This window comes from Micromonospora sp. KC721 (assembly GCF_004348355.1).
GTDB lineage: Bacteria > Actinomycetota > Actinomycetes > Mycobacteriales > Micromonosporaceae > Micromonospora.
On the sequence record NZ_SMJY01000178.1, the window covers coordinates 1 to 12,528 of the forward strand.

The window sequence follows — 12,528 nt, forward strand, 5'->3', positions numbered from 1 at the left end:
GGGGTGGGGAGTCGGGGGGTTTCCAGTACGCTCGTACTGCTTGCACGTGTCCCCTGAGAGGAGCGCCGGCCGATGGCGAAGATCAAGGTAAACAACCCGGTCGTCGAGCTCGACGGCGACGAGATGACCCGGATCATCTGGAAGCAGATTCGTGAGCAGCTGATCCTGCCCTACCTCGACGTCGACCTGCACTACTACGACCTGTCGATCCAGTACCGCGACGAGACCGACGACCAGGTCACCATCGACGCCGCCAACGCCATCAAGGAGCACGGCGTCGGCGTCAAGTGCGCCACCATCACCCCGGACGAGGCCCGGGTCGAGGAGTTCGGCCTGAAGAAGATGTGGCGGTCGCCGAACGGCACCATCCGCAACATCCTCGGCGGCGTCGTCTTCCGTGAGCCGATCATCATGTCGAACGTGCCGCGCCTGGTCCCCGGCTGGACCAAGCCGATCATCATCGGCCGGCACGCGCACGGCGACCAGTACAAGGCCACCGACTTCGTCGTCCCCGGCCCCGGCACGGTGACCATCACCTACCAGCCGGCCGACGGCGGCGCCCCGATGGAGATGGAGGTCGCCAACTTCCCCGGCGGCGGTGTCGCCATGGGCATGTACAACTTCGACGAGTCGATCCGCGACTTCGCCCGCGCCTCCATGCGCTACGGCCTGGACCGCGGCTACCCGGTCTACCTGTCGACCAAGAACACGATCCTCAAGGCGTACGACGGTCGCTTCAAGGACATCTTCGCCGAGGTGTTCGAGAACGAGTTCGCCAGCGAGTTCGCCGCCGCCGGCATCACCTACGAGCACCGGCTCATCGACGACATGGTCGCCGCCGCGCTCAAGTGGGAGGGCGGCTTCGTCTGGGCCTGCAAGAACTACGACGGTGACGTGCAGTCCGACACCGTCGCGCAGGGCTTCGGCTCGCTCGGCCTGATGACCTCGGTGCTGATGACCCCGGACGGCCGTACCGTCGAGGCCGAGGCCGCCCACGGCACCGTCACCCGGCACTACCGGCAGTACCAGAAGGGCGAGAAGACCTCGACCAACCCGATCGCCTCGATCTACGCCTGGACCCGGGGCCTGGCCCACCGGGGCAAGCTGGACGGCACCCCGGCGGTCACCGAGTTCGCCAACACCCTGGAGCGGGTCATCATCGACACCGTCGAGGGCGGCCAGATGACCAAGGACCTCGCGCTGCTCATCTCGCGCGACGCCCCGTGGCTGACCACCGACGAGTTCATGAACGCGCTCGACGAGAACCTGGCGCGCAGGCTCGCCGCCTGATTCCCGCCGTACCGACCGCGCCCGCCGGCCTTCGTGGCCGGCGGGCTTCGTCGTACCCGGGGCGGTGCGTCACCGGCCGCGTCGTGCCCGGCCGGTCGCGTCGTGCGTCACCGGCGCACCGACGGATCGTTGTACGAGGCGGACGTGGTGCCAGTCGCGTCCACGGAGGGTTGACGCGGTCGCCTCGCGGCACGAGTGCCGACCAGCCAACCATCCCGGCTGTCACAGACAGCCAGCCGTCCCTTCCCTGCGGGGGGCCCTGTCCCGGGCCCCCCGCGCCCTGTCCTCGGCCGGGCACGGACCATCCCCGGATCGGGCGTCCGGTCAGGCGGCGCGGAGCAGTTCGGCGGCCCGCTCGGGCGCGATGTCATTGATGAAGACGCCCATTCCGGACTCCGAGCCGGCCAGGTACTTCAACTTGTCCTTGGCCCGCCGGATGCTGAACAGCTGCAGGTGCAGGTGCCCCAGTTCCCGGTCGACGCGTACCGGTGCCTGGTGCCAGGCCGCGATGTACGGCATGGGCACGTCGAACAGCGTGTCGAAGCGGCGCAGCAGATCCAGGTAGAGCGGGCCGAAACTGTCCCGCTCGGCGTCGTCGAGCGCCGGGATGTCCGGCACCGGCCGGTGCGGCGCCACGTGCACCTCGAACGGCCAGCGGGCGGCCGCCGGGACGTACGCCGTCCAGTGCTCGTTGGCGACGACGATACGGTCCCCGGCGGCGCGCTCCGCGGCGAGCACGTCGGCGTACAGGTTGCCGCCGCCGGTGCGCTCGGCATGCCGGCGGGCGGCCGTCAGCATCGACCGGGTGCGCGGGGTGACGAACGGGTACGCGTAGATCTGCCCGTGCGGGTGGTGCAGGGTCACACCGATCTCCACGCCCCGGTTCTCGAAGCAGAACACCTGCTCCACTCCGGGCAGCTCGCTCAGCGCCACCGTCCGGTCGGCGAGGGCGTCCAGCACGGTGCGGACCCGGCTCGGCGTCAGGCTGGCGAAGGAGGCGTTGTGGTCGTCGGTGAAACAGACCACCTCGCAGCGCCCCTGACCGGGTCGTACCGGAGTGAAGGGGGTGATCTCCGCGGGCTCCTCGGCGATCCGCTGGCTCAGCGACGGAAAGCGGTTCTCGAAGACCGCCACGTCGTAGTCGGGAGCGGGGATCTCGCTGAGCCGGTCGTCCCGGGAGGGGCAGAGCGGGCACTGGTCGGCCGGCGGGAGGAAGATCCGGGTCTGCCGGTGCACCGCCACCGCCACCCACTCGTCGGTCAGCGGGTCGTACCGCAGTTGGGAGGCCGACGGCGGCGGCGGCAGCTCCCGCCGGTCGGGCTGGTCGCGGACCGCGTCGTCCCGCTCGTCGAAGTAGATCAGCTCGCGGCCGTCCGCCAGCTCGATCGCCGTACGCTTCACCGCGACTCCTCCGCCACTGCCCGGCCCGTGCTCGTCACGACCACCAGCTCACCCACCTTCTCGTCAAGAATCCGGCGCGCCTCGGCTGTCAACTGGTCGTCGGTGACCAGCACGTCGGCGGCGGCCAGGCCGACGATCGAAGAAATGCCCACGGTCTCCCACTTGGTGTGGTCGGCCAGTACGACCAGCCGGTCGGCGGCGGCGACCAGGGCCCGGTCGGTCTCCGCCTCCATCAGGTTCGGAGTGGTGAAGCCGGCCCGTTCGCTGATCCCGTGCACGCCGAGGAAGAGCACGTCCAGGTGCAGCGAGCGGATCGCGTCCACGGCCAGCGGTCCGACGAGCGCGTCGGAGGGGGTACGCACCCCTCCGGTGAGCACCACGGTCTGGTCGGGTCGCCCACCGGTGTGCAGGATCTCGGCCACCGGCAGCGAGTTCGTCACCACGGTCAGACCGGGCACGTCGATGATACGTCGGGCCAGTTCGGCGGTGGTGGTGCCGGCGGAGAGGGCGACGGCGGCGCCGGGGCCGACCAGCTCCGCGGCCCGGGCGGCGATGGCGGCCTTCTCGGCGAGCTGCCGCACGGACTTGGCGTGGAAGCCGGGTTCGTCGGTGGAGCCGGGGCCGGCTACGGTGGCGCCGCCGTGCACCTTGGCGAGCAGGCCCTGCTCGTGCAGGGTGTCCAGGTCGCGTCGGATGGTCATGTCGGAGACGCCGAACTCGGCGGCCAGTTCGCTGACCCGTACCCCGCCGGTGGCGTGGACCCGGTCGAGGATGGCCGCCTGTCGTTGCCGCGCCAGCATCCGCCGCACCTCCCAGCTCCCGCGCACCTCACGTGCTCGAACGCGTTCCAACAAGAACGAACACTAGCGCGCAGTCAGCAGCGGCGGAAGGCGGCCCCCTGGTAATCAGGTCGACTGAAGCCGGGGCTCCACCCAACCGGTCTCGGTGAGCAGATGCATCACCGCCTGCACCGCCTCCTCCACGCTGAGGTGGGTGGTGTCGACCACCAGATCGGCGTCGGTCGGCTCCTCGTACGGGTCGTCGATGCCGGTCATGCCGGTGAGCAGACCCGCGCGGGCACGCGCATACAGGCCCTTGCGGTCCCGCTGCTCGCAGACCTCCAGCGGGGTGGCCACGTGGACCAGCACGAAACCCGCCCCGGCCGCGAGCGCCATCTCCCGGGCGGTCGCCCGCGCCTGGGCGTACGGGGCAATGGGGCAGCAGACACCCACCCCCCGATGCCGGGCGATCTCGGCGGCCACCCAGCCGATCCGGCGCACGTTGGCGTCCCGGTCGGCCTTGCTGAAACCCAGCCCGGCCGACAACTCCCGGCGCACCACGTCCCCGTCCAGCAGGGTCACCGTCCGCTCACCCTGCTCCCGCAGCAGGTCCGCCAGGCCGCGCGCGATGGTCGACTTCCCGGAGCCGGACAGGCCGGTCAGGAAGACCACCAGGCCCCGGTGCCGGCGCGGCGGACGGGCCCGGCTCAGCTCCTTGGCCACCGCCGGCGGAGTGTGCCACTCGGGCAGCGGGAAGCCCCGGTCCAGCAGATCGTCGATCTCCGCCTGACTGAGCGCCAGCCGGCGGTTACGGGGCGGGATGTCGTCCCGCCAGCGCCACTGCCCGTCCCGGTTGTCGTAGGCCAGCTCGCGGGGGACCAGCACCCGCAGCCCCGGCCCGGAGAACGACTCGCCGGTGGAGAGCAGATGGGTCACCCCGTACGCGGCGGAGATCCGGGCCCGCAGCAGCGCGTCACTGATCTCGTCGCGGCGGCGCGGCAGCGGCACCGCGACCAGGGTGGCCGGGGGCATCCGGTCGCGGGCGGCGAAGACCGCGCGGACCAGCGCCTCCGAGGGCAGGCCGCCATGGCCGTCGTCACCCACCGGGATCATCACCAGCAGGTGCGCGCCCAGCGTGCGCGCGGCATGCGCGATCTGCGCCAACTGGGGCCGGTGCAGCGGCCGGTCGGCGATCACCCCGAGCACCCGGCCCGGAGGCAGCAGGGCGCGGACCTCCTCCGGGGTGCGGCGCAGCCGCTGGAACGGGCCGTGCCCGCCGTCGCCGAGCCGGCGGACCGGGCCGCCCACACCGGCCACGCCCTCGCGGGCGGTCCACACGTCGAGGACCTCCAGCGCCGCCACCGGCGCGCCCTCGCCGTCACTGAGCACCAGCGTACGGCGGTCGGGGTGGCGCGGGTCGAGCCCGGCGGCGAGTGCCGCCGGCACCTGGAGGGTCACCGGCACCGGCCAGGGCGTGCCGTCGGCGAGCCGGCCGCGCCGGTGCAGGGAGGCCAGGTCGGCCCGGGTCATGAAACCGGCCAGCGGGGCGTACGCCCCGGTCAGCAGCAACTCCAGGTCGGCCAGTTCAGCCGGGCGCGGCGTGTACGCCGGCGCGTCCCGAAGCACCTCGTCGGGCAGCACCCACCCGTTGCTCATCCGTACCCCTCACTCGCTGGCCTGGCCGGCACACAGTTTCGCAGCCGACCGGCGATCGGTCGAGAGCGCCACTCCACTCCCGCCCGCGAGCGTGGGCGCGGATCAGCCCACCGGGGTCAGCGCGGCGGCGCCGAAGGAGACCGAGAACCGCTTGCACCAGATCGAGACGCTGGTCAAATGGGTCAGGTCGGTACGAGCGGGAATGTCGTACGCCTGATCGCCGCGGTTGCCCTTCAGCCGGCCCAGCTCGACCCAGCGGCCGTCGTCGAAGACGCCCCAGCCGGCCCGCCCGGTGCGCACCGGCTGGTCGCTGAGCCAGACCCGCAGGTCCGGCCCGTTGGAGGTGGACAGGCCGACCAGTTCCAGCCGGTGCTTGCCGTCGCCGGTGCGGATCACCCGGGCGGTGCCCGAGGTGTCGTGCTCGTGCGTGACGAACTCGCCGCGGCTGACCAGCACCGGCCCGGCCGGCGCGTCGGGCGTGGCCGGAGGGGCGGACGCCGTCGGTGCGCCGGACGCGGTGACCATGCCGGACGGGGTGGGAACCGGCTCGGTCGGCGCCGGCGCGGCCACCTCGGCCAGCCGTTCGTCGACCCGGGTGTCGGTCACCAGCTTCCACGGCTGGAACCAGTACAGCCCGAAGATCGCTCCGACGGCGAGGACGGCGACGACGAGCCAGGTCAACGGGGTACGCGGCAGACGGGGCATGCCGTCCAGTCTCCGACAGTTCCGCGCGCGAGACAGCACACCGGCGGCTTACGAGAGCCTTACCGCCGCCCGGGTGCGGGTCTCAGGGGCGAGCCCGGGCGATTCCGGATACCCATGGGGGGGGTTCGCTTCCTAGGCTGACCGTCGTGACACTGATCGCGACCCAGTCGCTGACCAAGACGTACGGAGGCCGGATCACCGCGCTGTCCGACCTGACCGTCGCGGTCGAGCCGGGGATCATCGGACTGGTCGGTGCGAACGGCGCCGGCAAGTCCACCCTGATAAAGATCCTGCTGGGCCTGCTCGCCCCGAGCGGCGGGCGGGTCCGGGTGCTCGGCCTCGATCCGACCACCGACCCCGCCGCGGTGCGCGCCCGGGTCGGCTACATGCCCGAACACGACGCGCTCCCGCCCGATCTCTCCGCCGCCGAACTGGTCACCCACCTGGGGCGGATGAGCGGGCTGCCCCGCACGGCGGCCCGCGAGCGGGCCTCCGAGGCGCTACGGCACGTCGGCCTGCACGAGGAGCGCCACCGGGCCGTCGGCGGCTACTCCACCGGCATGAAGCAGCGGGTGAAGCTGGCCCAGGCCCTGGTCCACGACCCCGACCTGCTGCTGCTCGACGAACCGACCAACGGCCTCGACCCGGCCGGTCGCGACGACATGCTCGCGCTGGTGCACCGCATCGGCACCGAGTTCGGTATCTCGGTGCTGGTCTGCTCGCACCTGCTCGGCGAGGTGGAGCGGATCTGCGACACGCTGGTCGCCATCGACGGCGGCCGGCTGCTGCGGGCCGGCCCGATCGCCGCGATGACCTCCGCCACCGACGTGCTGGCCGTCGAGGTCAGCGAGGGCACGGAGCGCCTGGCCGACCGCCTCGCCGCGCTCGACCTGCCGGTGACCCGCGACGGCCGGACGCTGCTCGTCCCGCTCGCCGACGAGGCCACCTACGACCTGATCCTCGGTGCGGTCGCCGAGCTGGACCTGCCGCTGCACCGGCTGGACCAGCGCCGGCACCGGGTGGCCGAGCTGTTCGCCCCGAGGGAGCCCACCCATGTCTGAGCCGACCGGCGTCATCCACGACATCGGCTACCAGCGCTACACCGGCCCCCGGCTGGGCCGCCGGCGGGTCTTCGGGGCGCTCTGGCTGCACGGTCTGCGTACCATCTTCGGCCTGGGCCGAAGCGCCAAGGCGAAGATCTTCCCCTGGCTGGTGATCGGCATCGTCACCCTGGTGGCGGCCGGGCTCACCGCGGTACGCAGCCAGACCGGTCAGGTGGTGATGACGTACGCCCAGTTCGCCGACGCGATGAGCTGGCTGGTCATCTTCTTCGCCGCGGTCGCCGCTCCCGAGCTGGTTTCCCGGGATCTGCGCAGCGGGGTGCTGCCGCTGTACTTCTCCCGCCCGCTGCCACGCGGCGACTACGCGCTGGCCAAGCTGTTGGCGCTGGCCGCCGGGCTCTGGCTGCTGCTCGGCGGGCCGCAGCTGGTGATGTTCCTCGGTGCCGCCTTCGCCACCGGCGAGGGGCTCACGGGGGTACGCGACGAACTGTTCGACCTGCTGCCGGGGCTGCTCTACGCCGGCCTCTGGGCGGTGGTCTTCGCCTCGGTCGGTCTGCTGGTCGCCTCGCTCACCGGGAAGCGGGCGTTCGCCGCCGGTGGCGTGGTGGCGGTCTTCCTGATGACCACCCCGATCGTCGGTGTGCTGTCCATCCTGCCCTCCCGCACCGTCAACGAACTGGCCCTGCTCGCCTCACCGTCCACCCTCGTGCAGGGAGTCGGCCTGTTCACCCTCGGCGACCAGATGGCGCCTGCCGGAGCGGCCGACGAGATGATCGGCGACTTCGGTCCGGTGTACGCCCTCGGCGCGGTGCTGCTGGTCGCCGCCTGCGTCGCCCTGCTGCTGCTGCGATACCGGAAGGTGGCCGCCCGATGACCACGCTCAGTGCCGAGGCCACCGCCCCGGCGGTCACCACCAGCACCCTGGCCCTCACCGGCGTCTCCCGCTGGTACGGCAACGTGGTGGCCGTCAACGACGTCAGCATGCGGCTCGGGGCGGGCGTGACCGGCCTGCTCGGCCCGAACGGGGCGGGGAAGACCACGCTGCTGCACATGATGGCCGGCTTCCTGGCCCCGTCGCGGGGGGCGGTCACCCTGGACGGGGAGCCGACCTGGCGTAACCCGCCGGTGTACCGGCGGCTCGGGCTGGTCAGCGAGCGGGAGGCGGTGCACACCTTCCTCACCGCGTACGAGTTCGTGCTGGCCAGCGCGAAGCTGCACCGGCTGCCCGACCCGGCGGCGGCAGCCCGCCGGGCGATCGCCCTGGTCGAGTTGGAGGGCGCGCAGGACCGCCGGATCGGCACGTACTCCAAGGGCATGCGGCAGCGCGCGCGGGTCGCCGCCGCGCTGGTGCACGACCCGCAGGTGCTGCTGCTCGACGAGCCGTTCAACGGCATGGACCCGCGCCAGCGGCTGCACATGATGACGTTGCTGCACTCCCTCGGTGACGCCGGCCGGACCATCCTGTTCAGCTCGCACATCCTGGAGGAGGTCGAGCAGGTCTCCGGCACGGTGCAGGTGATGGTGGCCGGGCGGCTCGCCGCCTCCGGTGACTTCCGCACCATCCGCCGGCTGATGACCAACCGACCGCACGTGTTCACGGTCCGCTCCACTGACGACCGGGCGCTGGCCGTCGCGCTGATGGCCGAGCCCTCGGTCACCGGCGTCGAGCTGGACCGGACGGGGCTGACCGTCAAGGCCGGTGACTACGGTGCGTTCACCCGAGCCCTGCCCAAGGTCGCGTTGGCCCGTGGCGTCCGGGTCCGGCAGTTGCTGCCGGAGGACGAGTCCCTGGAGAGCGTCTTCTCCTACCTGCTGGAGGGTTGACCGGTGAGTGCGAGGAGTGAACGAGCGCAGCGAGTGAGCCCCACAGTCACGAACGGAAGGCTGACCGGTGAGTGCGAGGAGTGAACGAGCGCAGCGAGTGAGCCCCACAGTCACGAACGGAAGGCTGACCGGTGAGTGCGAGGAGTGAACGAGCGCAGCGAGTGAGCCCCACAGTCATGAACGAGAGAGGCTGAACGGTGTCGACCGTTACCTGGATCACCGCGCGGGGCCTGTTCGGCCGCCGCCGGTTCCTGATGTTGCTGCCGCTGCCCGCGGTGCTGGTGGGCCTCGCGGTCCTCTGTCGGTCGTTGGGCGTGGACCCGGCCGAGTGGGGGCCGCCGGTGCTGGTGGGCCTCGGCCTGGCCGTGGTGCTGCCGGTGGTGTCGCTGGTGGTCGGCACCGGTGTGCTGGGCGCCGAGATCGACGACGGCACGGTGGTGCACGTGTTGACGAAGCCGCTGCCGCGATGGCAGATCGTGCTGCCGAAGCTCGCGGTCGCGACCGGGGTCAGCGCGGCCACCATCGCCGTGCCGATCGTCGTCGCGGGTGTGCTCGCCGACTCGGTACGCCTCGGCGTGGCGCTCGCCGCCGCCTCGGCGCTGGGCGCGCTGGCGTACTCGGCGTTGTTCCTGGCGTTGAGCCTGGTCACCCGGCGGCCGGTGCTGCTCGGCCTGGTCTACGTGCTGATCTGGGAAGGGCTGCTGGGCCGGTTCGTCAGCGGCACCAAGGTGCTGTCGGTGCAGCAGTGGGTGATCGCCCTCGCCGACCGGCTCGCCCCCACCGACCTGCTCACCGGGGCGGTCTCCGTACCCGTCGCCGCCGTGCTGACCGCCCTGGTCGCGGTCGGCTTCACCGCTTTGGCCATCGACCGCCTCCGCTCCTTCTCGGTGGCCGGCGAAACCAGCTGAGGGGTAACGAAGGATCCCCTGTCCACGACGCGCTGCGGGGCGGTGACCAGCGCCGCCCCGCAGCGCAGCCGTTCCGCTCCATTGGTAGCGTGGACCGGCGCTCCCGCCCCCACGTCCCGGACCGTGCGCCCGCTGTCGCCGAGCAGGTGGGTTCGAGTGACTGGTCGGCGCGCGCTCGCGGCGGCGGTGGTCCTCGCGGTGGGCGCAGCAGCCGCAGTCACCGGCGTCGTCCTGCGCGGACCGCGCGAGACGCCCACGACCTTCGTCGCGGCCGGCGCGGCACCGACGCCCGCCGCACCGTCCACCACAGTGTCGGCTTCCGCATCAGCTACGTCTTCGAGCAGCCCTTCGCCGACCGCCACCGGTCCGACCGCCACCGATCCGGGTGCCGACCCCGGCGTCGATCCGGTCTTCACCACCGACCCGGATCTGAAGCGCTCGGAGACGTACCGGTACCGCGTGACCAGGCCCGGCGACCATGCGCTGCCGGCCGGCACCGTCCCGCTGCGGTACGACGTGTCGACCGCCGCCACCTCGCCGCTGAAAGCCGAATTGACGAAGATCCGGGACAGGCTGGCGGGTGGCAGCGGGCTCGCCCTGTACCTGACCGGGGGAACCGCCCTCAACGACGCCGACCTGGCCGCCCTGCAGACGCTGCACCGCCCCGCAGGCAGCGGCGGGCTCGGGCTGACCAATCTCGCTCGGCTGCACGTGTACAACCTGCGCTCGCTCCAGGGGGGTCGGGAGTGCACACCCGACTCGGGTCTGCCCTGCGCCGGCCAGATCGCACGCGGCGGGCGCTCGCCCTACCTGTGGCACAACGGCTGGTGGGACACGTGGGTCCGGCACCTCGTCCTCGACGACCTGGAAGAGGTCAAAGCCGGCACATTCAGCAACCACAACCTCGCCAGCGTGAGCCTGCGCGCCGCCCGCACGGTCGGCGTCATGGCCTTCGGCCACGCACCGTACGCGCGGCTCGCCGTCGTTTACCTGCCCAGCGCCACCGCCATCGGCCGGCATGCGTTCCGGCGCAATCAGTACCTGGTGAAGGTCAACCTGCCCCGAGCGGCGACGGTGGACGAATTCGCGTTCGACGACACCTCCCGGTTGCGGTACTTCGCCGCCGCGAACCTCGAATCGCTCGGCCGTAACGCCCTCAACGACACCCACGCGCTGCGGGCCGTGCACCTGCCGAAGCTCACCTACCTGGGCATCAACTGCTTCGACCTCAACGGTGACGCGGCCTCAGGGACCGGACTGAAGGTTCTGCGCCTGCCGAAGTTGCAAACCCTCGACAAGAACGCCATCACCGGCTTCGCGAACCTGCGGCAGGTCTGGGCACCCGCACTCACCACCGCCTGGCATGACTCGATCACCAACAATCCGCGGCTGTCGACCGTGTACGCGCCCGGCCTGCGCAAGCTTGGACCACGCGTGTTCGCGAACAACGCGGCGCTGCGCTCCGTCTATCTCGGCGCTCGACCGCCGGCACAGGATCCCGCCGCGTTCACCGGCACGGACGCGTCGAAGCTCACGCTCCACCATCCGGGCGGCGACCCGTGGGCCTCGTTCCGCCCTGCCGGTAACGCCGGTCTCCGAGTGGTCGAGCAGTAGACGCTGGTATGGGAAGGTCCCCGCCTCGGGGACCTTCCCATACCTCAGAAGGCGCAGGCGATCACCAGCTCGGGGGTGCGGTCGGGGAGGAGGTCGAGCTTGCCGACGCGGCCCGCCGCCTTCAGGTCGTCGGCGACGACCGTGAGGCGGTCGAGCAGGGCTGCCGGGCCGAGCGCCTCGGCCAGCGGCACCTCCGCCTTCATCGACAGTTTCCGCTCCGACTTGGCGCGGCGCACCTGGCTCAGCGCGTCCCCGGCGAGTCGCAGCAACTCCGGGTCGCCCTCGCCGGCGATCGCCCGCTTCACCTCGTACGTGGTTGGCCAGGTCGCGCGGTGCACCGAGCCGTACCGCCACCAGGACCACACCTCCTCGGTGACGTAGGGCAACACCGGGGCGAAGAGCCGCAACTGCACCGACAGCGCGGTCGCCAGCGCCGCCCGGGCCGAGTCGGCCGCGGGCCCGCTGCCGTAGGCGCGTTCCTTCACCAGCTCGATGTAGTCGTCACAGAATCGCCAGAAGAACGCCTCGCTGGCCTGCAACGCCGCCGTGTGGTCGTACCCGTCGAAGGCCGCCGTGGCCGCTGTGACCACGGTGGATAGTTCGGCCAGCATGGCGGTGTCCAGCGGGGCGGTCGCCGGCGCGCGCAAGGCGTCGGCGGCACCCAGTCCGAGGGCGAACTTCGAGGCGTTGAGCAGTTTCGTGGCGAGCCGCCGGCCCACCTTGATCTGGGCGGCGTCGAAGGCGAGGTCCATGCCCGGCCGACCGTTGGCCGCCCAGTAGCGGACCGCGTCCGAGCCGTGCTGCTCCAGTAGGGACATCGGGGTGACCACGTTCCCCTTGGACTTCGACATCTTCTTGCGGTCCGGGTCGAGGATCCAGCCGGAGAGCACCGCCGTGCGCCAGGGCAGCACGCCGTGTTCCAGGTGGGAGCGGACCACCGTGGAGAACAGCCAGGTCCGGATGATTTCCTGGCCCTGGGGGCGCAAATCCATCGGGAACACCTGGTCGAACAGGTCCGGGTCGGTTTCCCAGCCGCTGACGATCTGCGGGGTCAGCGACGAGGTGGCCCAGGTGTCCAGCACGTCCGGGTCGCCGACGAAGCCGCCGGGCACGCCGCGCTGCGACTCGTCGTACCCGGGCGGCGGCTCGCCGGACGGGTCGACCGGCAGCGTCGACTCGTCGGGTGTGAGAGGCTGGGTGTAGTCCGGCTCGCCAACGTCGTCGAGCCGGTACCACACCGGCACCGGCACCCCGAAGAAGCGCTGCCGGCTGACCAGCCAGTCCCCGGTC

The 12,528-nt window shown here is 71.8% G+C and carries 11 protein-coding genes; 6 read left to right on the forward strand and 5 right to left on the reverse strand.

The features are described 5' to 3' along the window. The first annotated feature begins 72 nt into the window (after positions 1–72). Entirely contained in the window at positions 73–1,290 is a 1,218-nt protein-coding gene (locus tag E1182_RS24135; RefSeq protein WP_132269271.1) for an NADP-dependent isocitrate dehydrogenase, read from the forward strand. A gap of 324 nt (positions 1,291–1,614) precedes the next feature. Here the strand turns inward: E1182_RS24135 and galT are convergent, their stop codons facing one another. The 4 genes from galT to E1182_RS24155 all read right to left on the reverse strand — a co-directional run bounded on the left by galT (position 1,615) and on the right by E1182_RS24155 (position 5,831). Next, positions 1,615–2,691: a galactose-1-phosphate uridylyltransferase gene (gene galT, locus E1182_RS24140; protein WP_132269273.1), complete on the reverse strand. Its 1,077-nt coding sequence runs from the start codon at positions 2,689–2,691 to the stop codon at positions 1,615–1,617. After that, positions 2,688–3,491, reverse strand: coding sequence for a DeoR/GlpR family DNA-binding transcription regulator (locus E1182_RS24145; RefSeq protein ID WP_132269288.1), 804 nt, complete (start codon positions 3,489–3,491; stop codon positions 2,688–2,690). The genes galT and E1182_RS24145 overlap by 4 nt, the downstream gene beginning before the upstream one ends. Before the next feature lie 105 nt (positions 3,492–3,596). Beyond that, positions 3,597–5,126: an adenylyl-sulfate kinase gene (cysC, locus tag E1182_RS24150; protein ID WP_132269275.1), complete on the reverse strand. Its 1,530-nt coding sequence runs from the start codon at positions 5,124–5,126 to the stop codon at positions 3,597–3,599. Positions 5,127–5,228: 102 nt separating this feature from the next. Beyond that, on the reverse strand, positions 5,229–5,831 hold the full coding sequence (locus tag E1182_RS24155) for a DM13 domain-containing protein (protein ID WP_132269277.1): 603 nt from the start codon (positions 5,829–5,831) through the stop codon (positions 5,229–5,231). 146 nt (positions 5,832–5,977) lie between these two features. Between E1182_RS24155 and E1182_RS24160 the strand changes: the two genes are divergently transcribed. From E1182_RS24160 to E1182_RS24180, 5 genes are all read left to right on the forward strand, one after another. Next, positions 5,978–6,892, forward strand: a complete 915-nt coding sequence (locus E1182_RS24160; protein WP_132269279.1) for an ABC transporter ATP-binding protein — start codon at positions 5,978–5,980, stop codon at positions 6,890–6,892. Beyond that, entirely contained in the window at positions 6,885–7,766 is an 882-nt protein-coding gene (locus E1182_RS24165; protein ID WP_132269282.1) for an ABC transporter permease, read from the forward strand. The genes E1182_RS24160 and E1182_RS24165 overlap by 8 nt, the downstream gene beginning before the upstream one ends. After that, positions 7,763–8,716 carry an ABC transporter ATP-binding protein gene (locus E1182_RS24170; RefSeq protein ID WP_132269284.1) on the forward strand — a complete coding sequence of 318 codons (954 nt, stop codon included), beginning with the start codon at positions 7,763–7,765 and terminating at the stop codon, positions 8,714–8,716. The genes E1182_RS24165 and E1182_RS24170 overlap by 4 nt, the downstream gene beginning before the upstream one ends. Before the next feature lie 197 nt (positions 8,717–8,913). Continuing rightward, complete coding sequence (locus tag E1182_RS24175; RefSeq protein ID WP_132269286.1) at positions 8,914–9,624, forward strand: ABC transporter permease; 711 nt, start codon at positions 8,914–8,916, stop codon at positions 9,622–9,624. Between the two features lie 516 nt (positions 9,625–10,140). Further along, positions 10,141–11,238, forward strand: coding sequence for a leucine-rich repeat protein (locus E1182_RS24180; protein ID WP_165942700.1), 1,098 nt, complete (start codon positions 10,141–10,143; stop codon positions 11,236–11,238). Positions 11,239–11,282: 44 nt separating this feature from the next. On the opposite strand, the gene E1182_RS24185 is transcribed toward E1182_RS24180, so the two are convergent. Beyond that, positions 11,283–12,528: class I tRNA ligase family protein (locus E1182_RS24185; RefSeq protein ID WP_165942701.1), on the reverse strand; the 1,246-nt coding region annotated here is incomplete at its 5' end.